Origin of the sequence: Vibrio sp. D404a (assembly GCF_030248535.1) — a bacterium.
GTDB lineage: Bacteria > Pseudomonadota > Gammaproteobacteria > Enterobacterales > Vibrionaceae > Vibrio.
Window position 1 is genome coordinate 91,838 of the sequence record NZ_JAHGAJ010000007.1, and the last position, 22,459, is coordinate 114,296.

The following is a 22,459-nucleotide window of genomic DNA, read 5'->3' on the forward strand; positions in this document are numbered from 1 at the left end:
TATAGGCATTACTACTAACGAGTGACTTTGCAACGAGCAAATACCTCTGTTAGCTAGCCTTCGTACCGCAGATATTACGAAAGACGATATTAGGATTATTTAGATGAAAGAAACGAAAGCGTTCAATGAACAACGAGCTGAAATTTACTGGTGGCTATCGAGCCTGTTCGCGAAAGAACTGACTCAAGAAGAGTTAGATAACTACCATTCCGTTGAGATTCGTTCGTTTTTAACTGGCCTAGGCGACAATGAGACGTTAAAGCCAGCTATCAATAACCTAGTTAACGCTCTGAACCGTTTGCAAAACCGCGAAGATGCTCAACTTGAGCTTTCATCAGACTTCTGTGAGCTATTCCTAAAGTCCGATAAATACGGTGCTCTACCGTACGCATCTATTTACCTAGATAAGAGCGGCTTACTAAACGCGAAACCGGCTCAAGATATGGAAGCTATCATGGCTTCTTACGGTATTGCGGTAAACCAAGACCTAAACGAACCCGCGGATCACATTGCGATTGAACTCGATTTTCTTGGCAACATCATTGTTCGCTCAAACGAAGCGGAATCAGAGCAAGATCTCGAGGCGGCTTTCACTGCACAACAAGAATTTGTTGAACAACAACTGCTGAGCTGGGTACCACAGTTTGCGAGCAAGTGTCGCGAGTTCGACGAGTTTGGTTTTTACGCCTGTGTTGCAGAGTTGCTACTGGCATTCTGCAAACTTGACGTTCAATATTTAGCTGGTGAATAGTTTTCACTAATGACTAAAGGCACAATTTAGGTAGAATGTGACAATTCACCCAGAAAACTGGGTGAATGTTATTGCGAGTATTTTCTAGTCAGTCTAAAATTGTGACCGCAAACGATAAAATATGAAACATTCTCGAAATGCTATGCTTTAAATTAGCTAAGAGCATTTCGGTGTTAAGACAAGCCGCTCTCGTATAGCGGTTTTTTGTTTTTAGCACTTTAGTACCGAGAGAGCCCTACACATTCTAAGCTCTTGTTCTGGTAGCTTAAACGGCTGCTTACTCCGTACTGTTGAGAAAGTAGCTATCAATAGGATAAAGCCATGGCAACTATAAAAGATGTCGCTCGCTTAGCCGGCGTATCAACAACCACCGTTTCTCACGTGATCAACAAGACACGTTTTGTAGCAGAAGCGACTCAAGAAAAAGTAAACAAAGCCGTAGACGAATTAAACTATGCACCAAGTGCTGTTGCTCGTAGCCTGAAATGTAACTCGACACGTACAATCGGCATGTTGGTTACTCAATCAACTAACCTATTCTTCTCAGAAGTGATCGATGGTGTAGAGAGCTACTGTTACCGTCAAGGCTACACGCTGATTCTATGTAACACAGGTGGCATCTACGAGAAGCAACGTGACTACATCCGCATGCTAGCGGAAAAGCGTGTAGATGGTATCTTGGTTATGTGTTCAGACCTAACCGAAGAACTTCGTGAAATGCTTGACCGCCATGCAGACATTCCAAAGGTAGTAATGGACTGGGGCCCAGAGAGCTCACAAGCGGATAAGATCATCGACAACTCAGAGGAAGGTGGCTACCTAGCAACCAAATACCTTGTAGAACGCGGACATGAACGTATTGTTTGTCTAAGTGGTCACCTAGACAAAGCAGCGTGTGTTGAACGCATCGCTGGCTACCGCCGTGCTTTAGCTGAAGCGAACATCGAGTCTGACGAGAACCTTATCCTTGAAGGTAACTTCGAGTGTGATACGGCAGTCATCGCAGCCGATAAGATTGTCGCAATGGAAAATCGTCCAACAGCGGTATTCTGTTTTAACGATACTATGGCACTCGGCCTGATGAGCCGTCTTCAACAGCAAGGCATTAAGATCCCTGAAGACATTTCAGTGATTGGCTACGACAATATTGAGCTGGCAGAGTACTTCTCTCCACCGCTAACCACGGTCCACCAGCCTAAGCGTCGTGTCGGTAAGAACGCCTTTGAAATTCTTCTAGAGCGCATTAAGGATAAAGACCACGAAAAACGAGTGTTCGAAATGCATCCAGAGATCATTGAACGCGCAACGGTAAAAACGTTAAAATAACGTAAACTTTAGAAAATTCTAATAAAACGCACCGCTTGGTGCGTTTTTTTTATTCGTCAAAAATAGAAACCCAATTGCATATAAAGACAACAATTAACTGAATTAAGATCACACTTTTGAGCAACAAGTGTGAACCTCATTCAACAAAAAACTTTATTCTTAATAAACAGTCACGCACAGGGCAAATCACTTGAAAGAGTGAGACGCAAAGCCTCCGGCCTAACCCATTTTTGGTATGGTAGCGGGGTTACCGATGGCAAAATGCAGTATTTCCTACCCTTAGTAGTAATTTACGGCTTATTGACAATTTTATTGCGACATTTTGCTAATCTCTCGGACCTGCTTATTTGGTGGCGTAATTCAAATACACCGAGATAAACAATATGGATAAACCGATACTCAAGGACTCAATGAAGTTGTTTGAGCCACTTGGAAAGATAAAGTCACGCTCAATGTTTGGCGGTTTCGGCCTATTTGCCGATGACACTATGTTTGCACTGGTTGTAAATAACCAATTGCACATTCGAGCGGACAAACACACTACTTCACAATTTGAACAGCAGGGCTTTGAACCTTACGTCTATAAGAAACGTGGTTTCCCCGTTGTCACAAAGTACTTTGCTCTTCCAGAAGACCTTTGGCAGAGTCAAGAACGCATTATCGAGCTAGCAAAAGCCTCTTTGACATGTGCTAAAGAAGAGAAGCAAATCCAATCTACGGCCAAGCCGAGTCGATTGAAAGATCTGCCTAACCTTCGCTTGGCAACAGAGCGCATGCTGAAAAAAGCCGGCATCGATTCTGTTGAAAGCCTGTATGAATCTGGCTCTGTGAATGCGTACAAAGCGATCAAAGAGTCACACTCATCAAGCGTTAGCCTAGAGCTATTGTGGGCATTAGAAGGTGCTATCAACGGTACTCACTGGTCTGTGATACCACAGCAACGACGCGATGAGCTCATCAGCTATATTAACTAGCCTTAGAATAACGCAAAGCCGCGATTAGACGCGGCTTTTTCTTTATCTAAAGTTTCTGAGCTCTAAAACGAAGGGCGGTATTTGTATTTGTAGTGCACTTTCACTACAGGGATAAAGTTGATGTTGCCGTCTGGGCTCATGACTTCTTTTACTTTGATGTAGCCATTTTTAATTTCAAACGATCTCACATCTACTTTTTGAGAAGCACTCGGTAGAATCTTACTCAATTCGTATGACTCTTTGCTATTTATGCTTTGCCAAACCTTTTGACCGTTGGCATAAGCTTGTGTTTCAGAGGCTGCGACATCACCATTGAATGTTTTGCTGTCTACACCTGCTCTGTGGTAAATCCCTGATGCCGTAGCCTGAAATGACATTACGCTCATCGTAGCAATAATCGAAATAGCTGATAGTAGTTTCATAGCTGACTCCTTAGTTTCCTGCCTGAACGATTACCTAAACAACCTTTGTGTCACGATTGCTACGTATAAAGAACCGACCTAGACCAAAATCATTTCAAAAAATTTACCGTTCAAAAAAAGTTATTCCTTATCTTTCTTGCTTACGATGTCGCAACCCACTGTAGAAACAAAGCGTTAACGTGAATTACTCTCTGGCGAATTAATAATCACATTTAGTTAGATTAACTAGACTGATAACTATATCGTCGGTAAATATACCCACAGCCAAGAAGAGTCGGTTTAGTTATTAACTAAGAATCTTAAATTTTTCTGAAAGTTAATCTTTCCTTCGCCTGTCTATCTATACTAACTATAAGCAAAACATTAAGGGACGAGCCCATGAGTAAGAAAATGATTTTAGGCATAATTTTAGTTGCCACGATAGTGTTGCTAGCCGTCAACTTTGGTCAATACTTAACGCTTGAAAATGCCAAAGCTCAACAGGCACTACTGAACGATTATATAGAGACAAACTTTGTTGTTGCCGCAGCAACCTACTTCATCCTCTATATCATGATCACCGCATTCTCTATTCCGGGCGCAGCAGTTGTTACACTGCTCGGAGCTGCACTGTTTGGTTTTTGGACTAGCTTATTGCTTGTTTCGTTTGCGAGTACTATCGGTGCTACTTTAGCCTTCTTGAGTAGTCGCTTCCTACTACGTGATTGGGTTCAAGGTAAGTTTGGTGACAAACTGTCGACTATCAACCAAGGTGTTGAAAAAGATGGCGCTTTCTACTTGTTTTCTCTTCGTTTGATACCGGTATTTCCGTTTTTCCTGATTAACTTATTAATGGGGTTAACGCCAATCTCTGTGGGTCGCTACTATCTTACCAGTCAATTGGGTATGCTACCGGGTACAGCGGTCTACCTAAATGCAGGTACACAACTTGCGGAAATCGATTCATTATCGGGTATTGTCTCGCCTTCTGTACTACTGTCATTTGCACTGTTAGGGGTTTTCCCAATTGCCGCAAAATGGATTATGAGCAAGTTTCGTTCAGCGCCGGTCGCTGAATAGCTAAGGAAAAATTAATGAAGATATTCAGTGCTGCTAACCCTACAGAAGCCCATATCATTTGTGGGCTTCTGGAAAGTGAGAAAATTGCCTGTGAGGTACGTGGAGAGGGTTTGTTTGGGTTAAAGGGCGAGATACCTTTCTCCGAAGAAACAGACCCTTACGTGTGGCTCTATGAGCCTGAACAGGCATCTGTAGCACTAACTCTTATCAATGCTTATAAGAAACAACAAGATTCAATCATTTATGAAGAGTGGCGTTGTAAACATTGTCATGAAGTTAATGAGGCGCAATTTGGATCTTGTTGGCAATGTGGCGCTCCATGCCCCGATTAACTATTTCTTTGCCTGACTATCTCATTCCCCGAGTTGCTATCTCACTCCCCAAATAAAAACAGGAAGCTCATAGGCTTCCTGTTTTTGTATCTATTGGGCTCAAATTAGCTTCTCTAAGATAACTGCACTACTGAATCTGCTTTTGAATAAAGGCTATCGAACGCTGATTAAACTCTTCCGGCTGCTCCACGTTACAAACGTGGCCACAATTGGCGATCTCTACCAGTTCACTCGCTTTATGTGCTGCCACCATCTCTTTAACAGGTTTGATGAACATATAGTCGCGTTCTCCCATCAGATACAAAGTGGGAATTGGCAGTTCTCTTTCTTTGAAATAACGCATCAACGGATTTACTTCTGCAGTGAGAATAAACCAGCGCTTAAACTCTTTCTGACACAGCTTTTTCGCTTCACGAATGAAAAGGTGTCGTGATTCACGCTGGCTTTTCTGCGGCATCACAATGTAAGCAAACAAGCTGTATAGCCACATATAAGGGATAATGTGTTTGCTTAGATTACCTAATTTAACCAACACTTGAGAGCGTGTATTCAAACGTGTGACTGCACCACCTAGTACCATAGAGCGAACGCGCTCTGCTGCTAGCTCCGCAACATTGCGTACAATGATGGTACCTAGAGACATGCCAACAAAGTGAGCTGAACGGATTTTTAGATGGTCGAGCACTTTAAGAATATCGAGTGTTACCGCTTTAAACGTATAGCGGTTACTGATCAACTCTTTGAGTAGATTGTCAGACTTACCGTGTCCTCTTAGATCAATCAACAACAAATTAAAATGCTGCTTGTAGGCTTTGATCTGCTTAAACCAAATAGACGAGCTACCACCAGCACCGTGGACGAAAACGACCCACTCATCACTGGTCGGGTGATTGAATGTTTTATGGAATAATAAACTCTCAGACATACCTATCGCTTAAACTCTACTTATTGGCTTGTGCACCTCTATCAGGCGCTTTGTAATGATAGCACGCTATTAAACCGATTAAGTGATAGTAGTGTCAATCATCAATCAGCCTTGTGAATAGCTAATTACCACTCAAACACTATTTGAATGCAAACCTCGAAAGCAAAAATCCTTTCTCGTCCACAGAAACGAAAAAAGGTGCCCTCACTAGAGCACCTTGATTTGTTTTATCGACTATTACAATGCCGTTTGATACATCGCGAGGTATGCTTTGGCAGCGTCTTCCCAGCAGAAATTCTGTTCCATAGCATAAAGCTGGACACGTTTGATCTCTGAAGGGCGCTGTGCATAAAGCAACAAAGAACGATGAAGAACAGAGAGCAGAGCTTGTGGTGTCGGTTCTTCGAACGCAAAACCTGTCGCCAACTCTGGATTGTCATCATAGTGATTAACACTGTCCTTCAAACCACCAACTGAACGCACGATTGGCAGAGTGCCATAAGCCATGCTGTAAATCTGATTCAAACCGCATGGTTCAAATTCCGATGGCATTAAGAAGAAATCAGACCCAGCTTCGACCAAATGCGCCAACTCATTGTTATACGCTTCAACAAAAGAGAACTTCTCTGAGTGGAGTGCCGAAAGCTCTTTTAGCTGACTGGCCAATACAGGGTCACCTGTCCCTACTATCACGATTTGTAGTTCGTTTTTAAGGAACTCTTCAATGATTGGGATTAGGTAATGAACACCTTTCTGATTCGTCAGACGACACACCATGCCATACACCGCACAATCCGTCGCAGGTAATCCAACTTCTTGTTGTAGCTTCTGCTTACACGCGGACTTACCTCGTGCCATACTATGCTTAGTCGCTTTGTATTTACGTGGTAAGTAAGCGTCTGTTTCAGGATTCCACGCGCTATAGTCACAGCCGTTTAAAATACCAAACAAGTCTGCAGAGCGATGCTGGAACTCTTTCGCCATACCGTGGCTACCAAGTTCCGTTTTTAACTCTTCAGCATAAGTTGGACTTACCGCATTGATCTTATCAGCACACATGACGCCAGCTTTCAGCATAGTAACGTGCGTATCGCTCACAGCTGCTTCCGGTACATGACGACTATGCATTTCTGGCAAGTTCTGCAACTCATCATAAGAGAACACACCTTTGAAGACCGCGTTATGTATCGAAATAACACTGCGCATCGATTTATAGAAATCGTGTTCTTGATAACGAGACTTTAGTAGGTATGGAACAAAGCCAGTATGCCAGTCGTTGGCATGAACGATATCAGGCTGGAAGCCAAGTTTTGGCAACATGTCTAAACAAGCTGCGCTAAAAAACGCAAATCTTTCGCCATTATCAGCGTAAGCTTGATTGTTTTCAGCGTACATTTCAGGGCGCTCAAAGTACTGTTGGCACTCAATACCAAACACTTGAACACCTTCTACGTTGAGCTGTTTTACTTGATAAGCCGTATGAGGCCAGTGGTCTAATTCAGTCGACAAGATAACTTCTGCCGACTCAATATTTGGGATTTTACTGTATGCGGGGATGGTCACTCGAACGTCCTGTTCGAGTGTTTGTAACGCTTTCGGCAGTGCCTTGGCTACATCAGCCAAGCCACCACTTTTAATTAAACCTTCAACTTCAGACGCTACAAAAAGTACCGAGAGAGTCTTAGTAACCAACTCGTGCTCCTTTAGGGATTACCACAACACCATCTTCTGATACATGGTAATGCTTTTTATCTTCTTTCAGATTGACACCGATCTGCGTGCCCGGTGCGATATCTGCATCTTTATCGACGATAACACGGCGAAGAACACAGCCTTCTCCGACTTTAACGTCGCCAAGTAAGATACTTTCGCTGATATCACAAGCAGATGCAATGTTACTGCGGAAACCAAGAACACATTTCTCAATGCGCGAGCCGCGTACATAACTACCATTACACACCAAGCTATCGATGATCTGGACACGTCCGTTAGCAGAGTCTGTAAACGTCGCTGGCGGTAGAGGTGGATAGTAAGTGTGAAGTGGCCACTTGCGGTTGTATAGCGAGAACGGCGCATCTTTTTCTAACAGATCCATGTGAGCCTGCCAGTAAGCGTCAATCGTACCTACATCGCGCCAGTACACTTCTTCTTTCTCACCCGTAATACGATTGGTGCTGAAGTCGTACACAAACACATCACCACGTGGGAACATGTTTGGAATAATATCTTTACCAAAGTCGTGTGAAGAGCCTTCACGGTCAGCATCTTCAACCAGTTCAGCAAACAACTCGTTCGCTTCGAATACGTAATTGCCCATTGATACCAAAGCAGAGTCAGGGTCACCCGGGATCGACTTAGGATTCGCAGGCTTCTCTTCAAAGCCAATCATACGCCCTTCCGCATCAACTTCGATAACACCGAATTCTGATGCTTCAGCCAAAGGCATACGCAGAGCAGAAACCGTCAATGCCGCTTTCTTCTCTTTGTGGAAATCAAGCATCTGCTTGATGTCCATTTTGTAGATGTGGTCCGAACCAAAGATACAAACTTGGTCTGGTTCTTCTAGTTGCATGAAACGAAGGTTCTGATAAATCGCATCAGCTGTACCTTCATACCAACGCTTACCCGTACGCATTTGCGCAGGAATTGGGTCGATGAATCTATCTGTTATCCCACTGATATTCCAACCTTTTTTCATGTGGTGGAATAGTGATTGCGACTTAAACTGTGTTAACACGTAGATCTTCATCAGATCAGCATTTACAAAGTTATTAAGTGCGAAATCGATCAAGCGGTAGCTACCGCCGAATGGAACCGAGGGTTTGCTGCGAGATTCAGTTAAAGGTCTTAAGCGAGAGCCTTCACCGCCAGCAAGAATCATTCCCAATACACCAGCCATTTTATTCTCCATATATTTATAGCTTGTCGATGTTGGTACTTACAAAAGGATTACCTTGGGGGATAAGTACCAACTATTTATTTTAGGCACTTAGTACATATCCATTCATATTCAGTGACAAAATACTAAGCCAAACGTTGTTATGTGTGCACTATTCTTTGCACTTGGTTTTATATACGTTATCGACTTTTCAGTCGATTTCAATTTTTAAGATGCCATTCTGTGGTATGTGAAACGATTGCTTTTCTAACTCTCAAAGCAGCTCACACTACACAGACTTTCAGAAACATTACATTAACAATGAAAACACATGACTTCTACATGAAAATGCTGATCTGCTAATTACAATATTTTAATTAAGTTACATTTCTGTTAATCGTCGCAAAGATTTATCGCTCTGTTTATACATTTAATTCAACATATAAAATAAATCAATTTGCATCTTTGAGATAGAAATTGCATCGCGTTGCATATTTTTGCATGTTTCAAGCAAAAAAAAGCAGCCATAACGGCTGCTTTTTATCATTGATTATTTTTCTTTCGGCTTTTTACGCTTATCGGTAACTTCCCATTTACCGTCAATAAACAGCGCGGTCCAACCAGATGGCTTACCATCGACTTCCGTTCGAACATAATTCTCTTTAGTCTTACGGCTAAAGCGAACGACTGTCGGCTTACCATCAGGGTCTGCTACAGGAGCTGTCGTCAGGTACTGGAACTTAGGCGAAATACGGTCTTTAAAGCGAACCAGCTCTTCCACAAGTGGTGCGCGTGTTTCACGCGATTTAGGGAAGTTACTTGCCGCCATAAACAGGCCTGAAGCACCATCACGCAGTACAAAGTACGCATCTGAGTTTTCACAAGGAAGCTCAGGGAAGTGAACTGGGTCTTCTTTCGGTGGCGCAACCTCACCGTTCTTCAATATCTTACGTGTGTTTTTACAGTTTTCGTTGGTACAGTCCATGTATTTGCCAAAGCGACCGTTTTTCAGAACCATGTCTGAACCACACTTGTCACATTCAACAACAGGACCATCGTAACCTTTAACCTTGAACTCACCATGTTCAACAATGTAACCGTCACAGTTCGGGTTGTTACCACAAACGTGCATCTTACGCTTATCATCAATTAGGTAAGCGTCCATTGCTGTTTCACAGATAGGACAACGTTTTTTAGCACGTAGTGCAGCCGTTTCAACGTCCTCTTCAAGAACATTGATGATACCTTCTTCGTCACCAAGGTTGATCGTTGTCTTACAACGCTCTTTTGGCGGCAATGCGTAACCAGAACAGCCTAGGAATACACCGGTAGAAGCGGTACGAATGCCCATGTTACGACCACAAGTAGGACATTCGATATCTGTCTCTACGATGTGGTTTGGCTTCATACCACCCTCTTCTTCACCAAGGTCGGCTTTCTCAAGGTCACCCGTGAAATCAGTAAAGAAGTTATCTAGAACACCTTTCCAATTCGCTTCACCTTCTGCGATTTGGTCAAGCTTTTGCTCCATACGCGCCGTGAAATCGTAGTTCATCAGGTCATTGAAGCTCTGATCTAGACGGTCAGTAACAATCTCACCCATCTTCTCAGCATAGAAACGACGTTGCTCAACCTTTACATAACCGCGGTCTTGAATCGTAGAGATAATTGATGCATAAGTTGAAGGGCGACCAATACCACGCTTCTCAAGCTCTTTAACCAAGGCCGCTTCAGTGAAACGCGCCGGTGGCTTAGTAAAGTGCTGTTTAGGATCAAGCGTGATCAGGTTCAGTTTATCGCCAAGCTGTACCGATGGCAGAATAGTGTCATCGTTTTTACCCATTGGACGCTGCACGCGAGTCCAACCATCAAACTTAAGGATGCGACCTTTAGCTTTTAGTGTGTACTCATCAGCCTTAACGCTGATTGTGGTCGAATCGTATTGCGCTGGCGTCATTTGACACGCAACGAACTGATTCCAGATCAATGAGTAAAGCTTATGAGCATCCGCATCAACGCCTTTCAGGTCGTCAGATTTAACATCAACACTTGATGGACGGATCGCTTCGTGCGCTTCTTGTGCGCCCTCTTTGCTGCCGTAAACCAGTGGTTTTGCTGGCAGGTACTTATCGCCAAACTCTGACACGATGTAGTCGCGAGCCATATCGACCGCTTCTGAACTCAGGTTTGTTGAGTCTGTACGCATATAAGTGATGTAACCCGCTTCATACAGACGCTGAGCCAACATCATGGTCTTCTTAACGCCGTAGCCTAAACGAGTACTCGCAGCTTGTTGAAGCGTCGACGTAATGTAAGGCGCTGACGGCTTACTCTTAGTCGGACGGTCTTCACGCTTACACACCTCGTATTCCGCTTTCTCTAGAATACTTAGGGCTGCTTTTGTCTGCTCTTCGTTTTCAGGCTTGAAAGCAACACCTGCTTTCTGAGCAACCTGAAGACGGAAATCTGTCTTATCGCCAGTTTGAGTATCGGCGTGGATGTCCCAAAACTCTTCTGGAATGAAGGCATTGATCTCGCGTTCACGCTCTACCAATAGCTTTACAGCTACCGATTGAACACGACCCGCAGATAGACCACGCGCTACTTTCTTCCAAAGCAGTGGTGACACCATAAAGCCCACAACACGGTCCATGAATCGACGTGCTTGCTGAGCGTTCACACCATCGATGTTCAGCTCACCTGGGGTTTCGAATGCTTGTTGAATCGCATTCTTAGTGATTTCGTTAAATACTACTCGTTTATATCTCGCTTCATCGCCACCGATGATCTCACGAAGGTGCCATGCGATAGCTTCTCCTTCGCGGTCCAAATCGGTTGCGAGATATACGTGGTCTGCATTCTCAGCCAGCTTTTGAAGCTCTGCTACGACTTTTTCTTTGCCTGGCAGAACTTGATAGTTCGCTTCCCACTCTTTATATGGGTTGATACCCATTTTCTTGATAAGAGCTTTGCGATCTTTTTCTTTCTTGATACGAGCTTTCTCTTCTGGGCTCATACCCTTTGTTGAAACTGCAGCCGCCTTCTTGCCTGTGCTTTGTCCTGCGGTTGGTAAGTCACGCACGTGACCTACACTCGACTTAACGACAAAGTCTTTGCCAAGATATTTATTGATAGTTTTAGCCTTGGCTGGCGACTCCACTATAACGAGCGATTTACCCATATTGACACTAACGTCCTTAATCACGATGCTTCAGCACCAACAATTCAAACTGTGGGCTTTTACGCATGATATTCTAAATTCATTGCTTCTTTTTTTACTATTGTGCGAGATTAAAAGAAGATCAACCGCTTTTTTCAAAATTGGATCTGATCGCTCGACAATTCAGCGACTCAGTTGAGAAAAGGGGCACAATAGGATTTGAGACTAAAGTACAATCAAACCGTACTTCAAAACGCCTGTTTTTCAAGCTTCTTATATAAACGGGGTCATACTAATCTTGTCTATGTTTCAATGGCGAGCCCTGTTCAATTATTTTTGTCATAAATCACAAAATATCGAACATAAAATCGAAAACTCCTATTCGACTTGGGGTCAGGTCATTGAATTTCTACTCTGTCGCTCTAAACTCCATCTATCCATCGTTATTAGAGAATCTCAATGAGTAAACAAGTAATCACAGAGTTCGACCTTCTGCTTATCGCCAACCAAGTCATTCAGTCTCACGATGACTATATAGAGGGAATGCGCGCAGAGAGCGTCACAGAAAAAGATGATGTATTGGTATTCAAAGGTGAATACTTCTTGGATAGCAACGGCTTACCAACAGAGAACACGACTGCGGTATTCAATATGTTCAAATACCTAGCTCATCACTTATCCAAAGAGTTTACGTTACAACAGTAGCCTTTCACCAGCATCAAAAGTACTCCGTTAAACTTACTTTAATAGAGAGCCCTCGCCGACGAATCGCTTATCGGTAACCGCAAATAAAAAGCTTGCCCTAGAGCAAGCTTTTTTAGTCTAAATCCAATTACTGGCTAAGCATTTTCAGCTTGTCAAAGTAATCAGGGAAAGTCTTAGACGTACAGCCTGGATCATTAATCGTGACCGGTGTATCACTCAGTGCAACCAACGAGAAACACATCGCCATTCGGTGGTCGTCATAGGTATCGATTGCCGCGTGTTTAAGCTCAGAAACAGGTTGAACAATGATGTAGTCCTCACCCTCTTCAACTTCTGCGCCCACTTTACGTAGTTCTGTCGCCATTGCAGCAAGACGATCTGTTTCTTTTACGCGCCAGTTGTATACATTGCGGATCGCTGTCGTGCCTTCAGCAAACAGCGCTGTCGTTGCAATAGTCATCGCGGCATCAGGGATATGGTTGTAATCCATATCAATGCCTTTTAATTGACCAACACGAGAGATAACGTAGTCGTCACCCCATTCGATCTCTGCACCCATTTTTTCTAGTGCATCAGCGAATTGGATATCTCCTTGAATACTGTTTTTACCAATACCCGTTACCTTGATCTCACCGCCTTTAATTGCAGCTGCAGCTAGGAAGTAAGAGGCTGAAGATGCGTCACCTTCTACAAGGAAATCACCGGGTGCAACATACTGTTGGCCAGTTGGAATAACAAACTCTTGATAGTCATTATTGATTACATCGACACCGAATTGTTTCATGATGTGAAGCGTAATATCGATATAAGGTTTAGAAACTAACTCGCCCTCGATCTTAATCGTGATTTCGCCATCCGCAAGCGGCGCAGCCATCAGAAAAGCTGTTAGGAATTGACTTGAAATAGAGCCATCAATTGAAACTGTGCCACTCTTCAAGCCCGTACCTTTAATCTTCAATGGCGGGTAGTTTTCATTCTCAAGGTATTCAACATCCGCACCAGCCTCTTTCAAAGCCGTTACTAAGTGACCGATTGGACGCTCTTTCATGCGTGGTTCACCAGTCAGTACATACTCACCAGTACCTAAACACAGAGCTGCAGCCAGTGGACGCATCGCGGTACCAGCATTGCCTAGAAACAGCTCCAATGCTTGTGGGCTTTCAAACGCTCCACCTAAACCTTGCACTTCACAAACCGTTTTGTCATCAGACAGCTGATAAGTAACACCTAACTTAGTTAGAGCATTCAGCATATGACGGATATCGTCACTGTCTAGCAAGTTGGTTAGACGTGTTGTTCCGCGTGCTAGTGCCGCCAAAAGCAGAGCTCTATTGGAAACACTTTTCGAGCCAGGTAGGTTAACTTCCCCACTCACTTTTTGGATTGGTTGTAACGTAAGGCTTTCCATTAAATCTATATAATCCTTGTATCGCCTGATCGACCGTCTTGGATTTATTTTCAGGCGATGAATAATTCTTCGTAATTGCAGACTAACGAACTTTTCCGATGAACTCCAGAGCAAATCGACCAGAAAAAGCTCAATCAATCATCAAACAAAGTGTATTTTCGAACTAGTACACTAGATCAACGCGAACACCATCGGAAAAGTATAGGATTCGTACATCGTCACCGCGTGAAAAGAGCATTGAGCTGTCGACATCTTGAATAATATTAACGAGCTTGTTGTCCTTGGTTTTAACTAATAGTTCAACTAACTTATACTCCACTCGGTATTGTGTATTGCCACGGTTTCTCGCGATTCCCGCCCCAGCAACGGCACCGACCGCGGTTGCGACTTCTTTACCCGTGCCACCACCAAACTGATTGCCAATTAAACCACCAATTGCAGCACCAAGCAGGGTTTCCCAGCCATTGGCTTTTGACTCGACAATCTCTTGTTGGGTTATGTAACGTACGGTATCAATCTCGCCATACACCACCTCATTCACAGGTCGAGCCTGATTCCGGTTGTAGGCTGCATTTGCTATAAGAGGCAAAAACAGTAAAATCCAAAGCAACTTCTTCATAACAACACTCCTAACGACCTCGGGTCTATGTAAATCAATAAGCGATAGTAATGACTATATACTTAACAGAGTTGGATACTACTAGTATAGAATTCCCTTCACCCTTTGAAGCACTTGATGATCCCAACGGATTACTTGCTTTTGGTGGGGACCTTTCTCCAGCGCGTATTCTTAATGCGTATAGTCATGGCATTTTTCCATGGTATGGCCCGGGTGAGCCCATTCTTTGGTGGAGCCCAGCTCCGCGAGCCGTGTTTGATCCTAAGACCTTTCAACCAGCGAAAAGTCTCAAAAAATTTCAGAGAAAACATAACTATCGTGTCAGCATTAACCAAGCGACCGATAGAGTCATTGGGCTCTGTTCTTCACTCCGCCCGGCAGAAGAGACTTGGTTAAACCAAGATATGCAACGCTCTTATATTGAACTAGCCAAAATGGGTCACTGCCACTCTGTTGAAGTTTGGCAAGGGGATGAGCTTGTTGGAGGCCTGTATGGCATTCTTCGGGGCAAGCTGTTCTGTGGTGAATCCATGTTCAGTACTCAAACCAATGCCTCTAAGATCGCACTCTGGTATTTTTGTCGACACTTTTCTCAGCATGGCGGCCAACTGATCGATTGCCAAGTGATGAATCCGCATCTTGAATCTTTAGGCGCTTTGGAGATTGAAAGAGAGACTTTTCTTGAATCTCTGTCATTATTAAAAGAGCACCCTATTGACCCACTATGTTTTCGTTCACAATGGTTAGAGGAACTGTCGGAATGAGTTCAGGTTTGCACCAAATCAGAATAGGATTAACCGATAATCATAGCTGCAGCTACTTGCCTGAGCGTCAAGAGCGCGTCGCCGTCACGCTCGACGAGCATATGCATACCTCAGATAATTATGAGGTTCTTTTAGCTAATGGGTTTCGTCGCAGTGGCGCAACCATTTATAAGCCCCATTGTGATAACTGTTCTTCGTGTCATGCACTGAGATTGTCTATTCCAGACACTCAACTTTCAAAGAGTCAAAAACGGCTATTAAACAAGGCAAAGTCTTATCAATGGACGATGAAGTCACAGATGGATGAAAACTGGTTTGATCTATACAGCCGTTATATTACTGCTCGTCACCGTTCAGGTACTATGTACCCACCCCAGAAAGACGAATTTTTGCAGTTTTCAAAGAACGAGTGGCTTAATACACAGTATTTGCACGTTTATCTGGAAGAAAAGTTAGTCGCGGTTGCAGTTACCGATGTCATGAGCCAAAGCACCAGTGCGTTCTACACCTTCTTCGACCCAGATGTCGACTTATCACTGGGAACGCTTGGGGTTTTGTTTCAAATTCAGCATGCCCAACAAACCCAAAAACAGTGGCTTTATTTGGGTTATCAAATCGACGAATGCCCCGCTATGAACTATAAAGTACGATTTCAACGTCATCAAAGGCTAGTAAATCAAGTGTGGCAAGGGTAGAATACGCCACAACTTTACATAATTTGATTTTGACGGCACTATCATCGCCGTTGAAAACCGCCAAATGTCGAAAGAGGATTAGATGGCTAAAGAAGACGTAATCGAGATGCAAGGCACTGTCCTTGATACTCTACCAAACACAATGTTCCGTGTTGAGCTTGAAAACGGTCACGTAGTGACAGCACACATCTCTGGTAAAATGCGTAAGAACTACATCCGTATTCTTACTGGTGACAAAGTAACTGTTGAGATGACTCCATACGACCTTTCTAAAGGCCGCATCGTCTTCCGTGCTCGTTAATGTCTCATTAGTGAATACGATAAGAAGCGGAGCCTAGTGCTCCGTTTTTTATTGCCTAACGCTTGGCACTTTGTCCTTTCCACTTATCTCTATCTTCTCTATTTCTTCGTATCTCGTATCTCGTATCTCGTATCTCGTATCTCGCAAGCATAAAAAAACGCACGACCTGAGCCGTACGTTTTATTGATTCAATCGAGCTATTCAAGTTGACTGGTTAGTGCATCACTTCTTCTTTAGCACCAACATAGCTAAATTGCAGCTCATCTTTCTTCAGAGACACTTTAACAGTACCACCGTCGACTAGACTACCGAACAACAATTCGTTCGCGAGAGGCTTCTTAAGCTGCTCTTGAATCACACGTCCCATTGGACGCGCACCCATTGCTTTGTCGTAACCTTTCTCTGCTAACCAGTGACGAGCATCTTCTGATACTTCCAAAGACACGCCACGAGAATCAAGTTGAACTTGCAGTTCGACAATGAACTTATCAACCACTTGGCTAATAACTGTTGGGTCTAGGCTGTTGAACCAGATGATGTTATCAAGACGGTTACGGAACTCTGGTGTAAACACCTTCTTGATTTCACCCATCGCATCTGGCGCGTGATCCTGCTGGATCAGGCCGATCGATTTCTTCTCTGTCTCTGCTACACCGGCGTTGGTGGTCATCACAAGGATTACGTTACGGAAGTCAGCTTTACGACCGTTATTATCCGTTAGCGTACCGTTATCCATCACTTGTAGCAGTAGGTTAAAGATGTCAGGGTGAGCTTTCTCAATTTCATCAAGCAGTACCACAGAATGAGGGTTCTTGATCACGGCATCAGTTAATAGACCACCTTGATCGTAACCGACATAACCCGGAGGTGCACCGATCAAACGGCTCACAGAGTGGCGTTCACCGTATTCCGACATATCAAAGCGCAGTAGCTCAATACCCATCAGTTTAGACAGCTGAACTGTCACCTCTGTTTTACCCACCCCTGTAGGGCCTGCAAAAAGGAATGAACCAACAGGTTTGTTATCGGCACCCAAGCCAGCACGAGTTAGCTTGATCGCTTCACTTAGCGCGTCTATAGCGGTGTCTTGACCAAATACCAGCATTTTCATGCGATCATCAAGGCTTTGTAGAATGTCTTTATCTGACGAAGAGACAGACTTCTCTGGAATACGAGCCATCTTGGCAACCATTGACTCTATATCCGCTACACTCACCGTTTTCTTACGACGGCTTGCTGGAGCTAATCGACTGCGAGCGCCTGCTTCATCAATTACGTCAATCGCTTTATCTGGCAGGTGACGTTCGTTAATGTACTTCGCTGACAACTCAACGGCAGCACGCAGGGCTTTATTAGTGTAACGAACCTCGTGGTGCGCTTCGTATTTCGGCTTAAGACCAATCAAGATCTTAGTGGTGTCATCTAACGATGGTTCCACAATATCGATTTTCTGGAAACGGCGAGATAACGCACGCTCTTTCTCGAAAATGGTGCTGTACTCTTGGTACGTTGTTGAACCGATACAACGCAACTTACCACTACTTAGCAGAGGCTTAATGAGGTTTGCCGCATCAACTTGACCGCCCGAAGCCGCACCCGCACCAATGATGGTATGAATCTCATCAATGAAAAGAATCGCGTCTTCTTCTTTCTCTAGCTGTTTAAGAATCGCCTTAAAGCGTTTCTCAAAGTCACCACGGTATTTAGTCCCTGCAAGCAGAGAACCAATATCTAGAGAGTAAATGACACTGCTTTGGATCACTTCTGGTACTTGGCCTTCGACAATTCTCCAAGCAAGACCTTCAGCAATGGCGGTTTTACCTACGCCAGCTTCGCCCACAAGAAGCGGGTTGTTTTTACGACGGCGGCATAACACCTGAATAGTGCGCTCAAGCTCTTTGTCACGACCAATAAGTGGGTCGATATTGCCTTTCTTCGCGACTTCATTGAGGTTGGTTGCAAAATTTTCCAGTCTATCTTCTGAACTCGCTTCTTCCGCATTTTCAGCACCGAATGAGTCTGAAGAGGAAGCATTGTCACCTTCATTGCTTGCTTTGGTAATACCGTGAGAAATGAAGTTAACAATATCTAAGCGGCTGATGTCATTCTTCTTGAGCAAGTAAGCTGCGTGAGATTCTTGTTCACTGAAGATAGCAACCAACACGTTAGCACCCGTTACTTCACTGCGACCAGATGATTGCACGTGGAAAACGGCACGTTGAAGAACACGTTGGAAGCTTAGCGTCGGCTGAGTTTCACGTGTTTCGTCGCTTTCAGGAATAAGAGGTGTGGTTTGATCGATGAAAATATCGAGCTCGTTGCGTAAGGCTTCAAGATCGGCTTGGCATGCCAAAAGCGCTTCCTTGGCCGCATCATTTTCTAATAATGCAAGTAGGAGGTGCTCGACAGTCATAAACTCATGTCGCTTTTCTCGCGCTCGAGCAAAGGCGCCGTTCAAGCTTGATTCTAATTCTTTATTCAGCATAAGTACCTCCTAAGGGAACAACATTGTTGTCCGAACAAGTCTTTAAGCTTGCTCCATTGTACATAGTAGCGGATGCTCATTTTCCTTTGAGTACATCGTTACTTGCGCTACTTTTGTTTCCGCTATCTCTGCGCTGTAAGTCCCACAGATAGCTTTACCTTCATAATGAACCTTGAGCATGACTTCCGTTGCTTTCTCGATATCTAGCGAGAAGAATCGCTCTAGGATTTCGATTACAAAGTCCATTGGCGTGTAGTCATCGTTATTAAGTACAACGTTATACATTGCCGGTGGCTTAACTTTCGTTTTTTCTTTCTCCAGTAAATCAGAGCCTGGAGCCGCCCATTCAAAGTTTCTACTCATGTTAGCTTTGCTAAGGTTATTTTTGGAAATACGACATGTGCGAACTCTAAATCTACCACATTCACAGTGTCGGGTGTACTACGAAACCGTGTTAGAAAACAAGACCAAAAATAGAACCCATACATTGAGCCTAATCCACCATTTACCTTGCTGCAAATAAAAGATGCCTATTGCGTCGATTAACATATGTGATTGATTAAAAAGGCAGCATAAACATACGTAAAACATATATTTGCGCTTATAAGTTACAAAATAGTTAATAGGTAGTGTTAATTCTCAGGTGTGATTTGTTATTAAAAATGATCAATTTTCTACCAATTTGCTATTGACTGTGCTCAATCATTAGCTACATTGGAGCTAAAAGGTTTTTTTTACATTAAAATTTAACAACACGGAATAATTACGCAAGGCAGCGATATTTCATGTCAGCAATGTAGAAGTTCAGAATAACGACCAGATACCGCGTCGTTTCGAATCATATCAGTGACACTTTTCACAATTGATATAAACAACATCAGTAACAAAATGCATGAGGGATGTATAGCATGGCTACAGGTACAGTAAAATGGTTTAACAATGCCAAAGGGTTTGGCTTTATTTGTCCAGAAGGTGAAGAAGGCGATATTTTTGCCCACTACTCCACCATTCAAATGGATGGCTACCGCACACTCAAAGCGGGACAGCAGGTCGACTATGAAGTAGAGAGCGGCCCGAAAGGATCCCACGCCAGCTCCGTTATTCCGGTAGAAACTGGCCAAACAAAGTAGTCCAGCTACATTCATTATCCGAAGACGCTCTGCCCTATGCAGAGCGTTTTTTTATATCTATACACCAATAAAAAACGCCCCAGCTATTTAGGCTGAGGCGTTTATCAATTACTGAGTCTAGGTTAGACGGTGATTATGCATTAATCACTGCGTTTAGTGTCGCACTTGGACGCATTAGCGCTGAAGTCAGAGCATCGTCAAACAGGTAATAACCGCCTAGCTCGCCTTTCACACCTTGCGCATTATTAAGCTCAGCAACAATCGCCTCTTCACCTTCAGAAAGCCTAGCGGCAACACTTGCGAACTCTTGTGCAAGCTCCGCATCAGCCGTTTGCTCTGCGAGTGCTTTTGCCCAGTATGTTGCTAGGTAGTAGTGACTGCCACGGTTGTCCAACTCACCCACTTTACGTGACGGTGACTTGTTCTCATCTAAGAACTCACCAGTCGCTTTATCTAGAGCATCAGCAAGAACCTGCGCTTTCGCGTTGCCTGTTACTGTGCTTAGGTGCTCAAGTGAAGCTGCAAGTGCTAGGAATTCACCTAGAGAGTCCCAACGTAGGTGGTTCTCTTTTTCAACTTGTTGAACGTGCTTAGGAGCAGAACCGCCTGCACCCGTTTCGAACAGACCACCACCATTCATTAGCGGAACGATAGATAGCATTTTCGCAGACGTGCCTAGCTCTAGAATTGGGAATAAATCCGTTAGGTAGTCACGTAGAACGTTACCCGTTACTGAGATTGTATCTAGACCTTCTTTGATACGAACTAGAGAGAACTTAGTCGCTTCAAGTGGAGAAAGAATCTTCAGTTCTAGACCATCTGTATCATGCTCAGGTAGGTAAGCATTTACTTTCTTAATCAGCTCTGCATCGTGTGCACGAGATTCGTCTAGCCAGAATACCGCTGGCGTACCTGAAGCACGAGAACGAGTTACTGCCAGCTTAACCCAATCTTGAATTGGCGCGTCTTTAACCTGACACATACGGAAGATATCGCCTTCCTCAACTGCTTGCTCAAGAAGTACTGCGCCATTTGCGTCAACAACTTGAACCGTACCAGCCGCATCTTGGATGAACGTCTTGTCGTGAGAACCGTACTCTTCTGCTTTTTGAGCCATTAGGCCAACGTTTGGTACGCTACCCATTGTGGTTGGATCAAATGCGCCATTCTCTTTACAGAAATCGATAACCGCTTGGTAGATGCTTGCATAGCTACGATCTGGGATCATCGCTTTAGTATCTTTTTGCTTGCCATCTGGGCCCCACATTTGACCAGAAGAACGCAGCATCGCCGGCATTGACGCATCAACAATGATGTCGCTTGGTACGTGTAGGTTTGTGATGCCGCGGTCTGAATCAACCATAGCTAGTGGTGGTTGAGTTTCGTATACCGCTTGCAGATCCGCTTCAATAGCCTCTTTCTGATCTTGCGGTAGCGATGCGATCTTAGCGTATACGTCACCAATACCGTTGTTCACGTCAACACCCAACTCTTCAAATAGTTGACCGTGTTTAGCAAATACATCTTTGTAGTAAACCTTAACCGCATGACCAAAGATCACAGGGTCAGAAACCTTCATCATCGTTGCTTTCATATGTAGAGAAAGAAGAACGCCCTGCTCTTTCGCTGAAGCAATCTCTTTTTCAAAGAAGGCAACAAGCGCAGCTTTGTTCATTACTGACGTATCAATGATCTCTTTGTCTTGTAGAGCAAAAGCAGGCTTAAGAGTTTTCTTCGCGCCATCTTGACCAACAAATTCGATGCTCACTTCTGTTGCACCGTTGATTGTTGTTGATTTTTCGCTACCGAAGAAGTCTTTACCGTCCATGCTCGCTACATGAGACTTAGAATCTGCTGCCCAAGCACCCATTGAGTGTGGATTTTTCTTCGCGTAATTTTTTACAGAAAGCGGTGCACGACGGTCAGAGTTACCTTCACGTAGTACCGGGTTTACAGCACTACCTTTAATCTTGTCGTAAGTTGCTTTGATCGCTTTCTCTTCGTCAGTGCTTGCTTCTTCTGGGTAGTTAGGAAGTGCGTAGCCTTTTGCTTGAAGTTCTTTGATTGTTGCTTGAAGTTGTGGGATAGACGCTGAAATGTTTGGAAGCTTGATGATGTTTGCTTCCGGTGTTTTTGCCAACTCGCCCAGCTCAGCAAGTGCATCACCAATACGTTGCTCTTCGTTTAGATAGTCAGGGAAGTTAGCAATAATGCGCCCTGCAAGTGAAATATCACGAGTATCAACGTTGATACCAGAAGAAGCGGTGAAAGATTGAATGATCGGCAATAGTGAGTATGTTGCTAGTGCTGGTGCTTCGTCTGTAATGGTATAGATGATGGTTGGTTTTTCAGTAGGCATGAAATTTCCCTATAGTTCTGACAAGCTCACTCATTGTGAGAATGTTTAAATTGACCAGTAAACTGCGCTTGAGAGCGCCGAATGTCTACTCGATAGTCGTACTCTATCTTATTTTTCATACCGATTTATGACGGTATGAACCAAATCCGTGAGTGCGTTGTTATAA

At 43.8% G+C, this 22,459-nt stretch carries 20 protein-coding genes and 1 riboswitch; of the genes, 10 read left to right on the forward strand and 10 right to left on the reverse strand.

Annotation, left to right across the window (positions count from 1 at the left end):
- Nucleotides 1-103: 103 nt before the first annotated feature.
- The 3 genes from torD (at nucleotide 104) to KI655_RS04600 (ending at nucleotide 3,051) form a co-directional block, all read left to right on the forward strand.
- Nucleotides 104-751, forward strand: coding sequence for a molecular chaperone TorD (gene torD, locus KI655_RS04590; RefSeq protein WP_285402168.1), 648 nt, complete (start codon nucleotides 104-106; stop codon nucleotides 749-751).
- 321 nt (nucleotides 752-1,072) lie between these two features.
- Nucleotides 1,073-2,077, forward strand: coding sequence for an HTH-type transcriptional repressor PurR (gene purR / locus KI655_RS04595; RefSeq protein ID WP_285402170.1), 1,005 nt, complete (start codon nucleotides 1,073-1,075; stop codon nucleotides 2,075-2,077).
- 170 nt (nucleotides 2,078-2,247) lie between these two features.
- Nucleotides 2,248-2,332: riboswitch (cyclic di-GMP riboswitch) on the forward strand.
- 128 nt (nucleotides 2,333-2,460) lie between these two features.
- Nucleotides 2,461-3,051: a TfoX/Sxy family DNA transformation protein gene (locus tag KI655_RS04600; protein WP_285402171.1), complete on the forward strand. Its 591-nt coding sequence runs from the start codon at nucleotides 2,461-2,463 to the stop codon at nucleotides 3,049-3,051.
- 62 nt (nucleotides 3,052-3,113) lie between these two features.
- Here the strand turns inward: KI655_RS04600 and KI655_RS04605 are convergent, their stop codons facing one another.
- Nucleotides 3,114-3,473, reverse strand: a complete 360-nt coding sequence (locus KI655_RS04605) for a DUF3316 domain-containing protein (RefSeq protein ID WP_285402172.1) — start codon at nucleotides 3,471-3,473, stop codon at nucleotides 3,114-3,116.
- Nucleotides 3,474-3,851: 378 nt separating this feature from the next.
- On the opposite strand from KI655_RS04605, the gene KI655_RS04610 reads away from it, so the two are divergent.
- Together KI655_RS04610 and KI655_RS04615 are read left to right on the forward strand one after the other, a co-directional pair.
- Nucleotides 3,852-4,532, forward strand: a complete 681-nt coding sequence (locus tag KI655_RS04610; protein ID WP_239840596.1) for a TVP38/TMEM64 family protein — start codon at nucleotides 3,852-3,854, stop codon at nucleotides 4,530-4,532.
- Nucleotides 4,533-4,546: 14 nt separating this feature from the next.
- Nucleotides 4,547-4,864 carry a putative signal transducing protein gene (locus KI655_RS04615; RefSeq protein WP_285402175.1) on the forward strand — a complete coding sequence of 106 codons (318 nt, stop codon included), beginning with the start codon at nucleotides 4,547-4,549 and terminating at the stop codon, nucleotides 4,862-4,864.
- A gap of 127 nt (nucleotides 4,865-4,991) precedes the next feature.
- On the opposite strand, the gene KI655_RS04620 is transcribed toward KI655_RS04615, so the two are convergent.
- From KI655_RS04620 to topA, 4 genes are all read right to left on the reverse strand, one after another.
- The gene (locus tag KI655_RS04620; RefSeq protein ID WP_285402177.1) at nucleotides 4,992-5,789 is read right to left on the reverse strand and encodes an alpha/beta fold hydrolase; all 798 of its coding nucleotides are present in this window, start codon (nucleotides 5,787-5,789) and stop codon (nucleotides 4,992-4,994) included.
- Nucleotides 5,790-6,026: 237 nt separating this feature from the next.
- Nucleotides 6,027-7,481, reverse strand: coding sequence for a glycogen synthase GlgA (glgA, locus tag KI655_RS04625; RefSeq protein WP_285402178.1), 1,455 nt, complete (start codon nucleotides 7,479-7,481; stop codon nucleotides 6,027-6,029).
- Nucleotides 7,471-8,700 (reverse strand): glucose-1-phosphate adenylyltransferase, encoded by a 1,230-nt coding sequence (gene glgC / locus KI655_RS04630; RefSeq protein ID WP_084181813.1) that lies wholly within the window; start codon nucleotides 8,698-8,700, stop codon nucleotides 7,471-7,473. Before glgC ends, glgA begins: the two co-directional genes overlap by 11 nt.
- Nucleotides 8,701-9,217: 517 nt before the next feature.
- Nucleotides 9,218-11,848, reverse strand: a complete 2,631-nt coding sequence (gene topA / locus KI655_RS04635) for a type I DNA topoisomerase (RefSeq protein WP_285402179.1) — start codon at nucleotides 11,846-11,848, stop codon at nucleotides 9,218-9,220.
- Between the two features lie 438 nt (nucleotides 11,849-12,286).
- Here topA and KI655_RS04640 point away from each other — a divergent pair, with 438 nt between their 5' ends.
- Complete coding sequence (locus tag KI655_RS04640) at nucleotides 12,287-12,532, forward strand: YciN family protein (RefSeq protein WP_285402180.1); 246 nt, start codon at nucleotides 12,287-12,289, stop codon at nucleotides 12,530-12,532.
- Between the two features lie 127 nt (nucleotides 12,533-12,659).
- Here KI655_RS04640 and aroA read toward each other — a convergent pair whose 3' ends face one another.
- A complete protein-coding gene (gene aroA / locus KI655_RS04645) occupies nucleotides 12,660-13,940 on the reverse strand; it encodes a 3-phosphoshikimate 1-carboxyvinyltransferase (RefSeq protein ID WP_285402182.1) in 1,281 nt (426 codons plus the stop codon).
- Nucleotides 13,941-14,103: 163 nt separating this feature from the next.
- Nucleotides 14,104-14,559, reverse strand: coding sequence for a glycine zipper 2TM domain-containing protein (locus KI655_RS04650; protein WP_285402184.1), 456 nt, complete (start codon nucleotides 14,557-14,559; stop codon nucleotides 14,104-14,106).
- A 50-nt stretch (nucleotides 14,560-14,609) separates the two neighbouring features.
- Here KI655_RS04650 and aat point away from each other — a divergent pair, with 50 nt between their 5' ends.
- From aat to infA, 3 genes are all read left to right on the forward strand, one after another.
- Entirely contained in the window at nucleotides 14,610-15,323 is a 714-nt protein-coding gene (gene aat, locus KI655_RS04655; protein WP_285402186.1) for a leucyl/phenylalanyl-tRNA--protein transferase, read from the forward strand.
- Nucleotides 15,320-16,018, forward strand: a complete 699-nt coding sequence (locus tag KI655_RS04660; RefSeq protein ID WP_285402188.1) for an arginyltransferase — start codon at nucleotides 15,320-15,322, stop codon at nucleotides 16,016-16,018. The genes aat and KI655_RS04660 overlap by 4 nt, the downstream gene beginning before the upstream one ends.
- Nucleotides 16,019-16,100: 82 nt before the next feature.
- On the forward strand, nucleotides 16,101-16,319 hold the full coding sequence (gene infA / locus KI655_RS04665) for a translation initiation factor IF-1 (protein WP_001040192.1): 219 nt from the start codon (nucleotides 16,101-16,103) through the stop codon (nucleotides 16,317-16,319).
- A 214-nt stretch (nucleotides 16,320-16,533) separates the two neighbouring features.
- Here infA and clpA read toward each other — a convergent pair whose 3' ends face one another.
- The gene (gene clpA / locus KI655_RS04670) at nucleotides 16,534-18,804 is read right to left on the reverse strand and encodes an ATP-dependent Clp protease ATP-binding subunit ClpA (protein ID WP_285402190.1); all 2,271 of its coding nucleotides are present in this window, start codon (nucleotides 18,802-18,804) and stop codon (nucleotides 16,534-16,536) included.
- Nucleotides 18,805-18,846: 42 nt separating this feature from the next.
- Nucleotides 18,847-19,167, reverse strand: a complete 321-nt coding sequence (clpS, locus tag KI655_RS04675) for an ATP-dependent Clp protease adapter ClpS (RefSeq protein ID WP_285402192.1) — start codon at nucleotides 19,165-19,167, stop codon at nucleotides 18,847-18,849.
- Nucleotides 19,168-19,712: 545 nt separating this feature from the next.
- Here clpS and cspD point away from each other — a divergent pair.
- Entirely contained in the window at nucleotides 19,713-19,934 is a 222-nt protein-coding gene (gene cspD / locus KI655_RS04680) for a cold shock domain-containing protein CspD (protein ID WP_285402194.1), read from the forward strand.
- A gap of 133 nt (nucleotides 19,935-20,067) precedes the next feature.
- On the opposite strand, the gene KI655_RS04685 is transcribed toward cspD, so the two are convergent.
- Nucleotides 20,068-22,293 (reverse strand): NADP-dependent isocitrate dehydrogenase, encoded by a 2,226-nt coding sequence (locus tag KI655_RS04685; RefSeq protein WP_285402196.1) that lies wholly within the window; start codon nucleotides 22,291-22,293, stop codon nucleotides 20,068-20,070.
- Nucleotides 22,294-22,459: the final 166 nt, after the last annotated feature.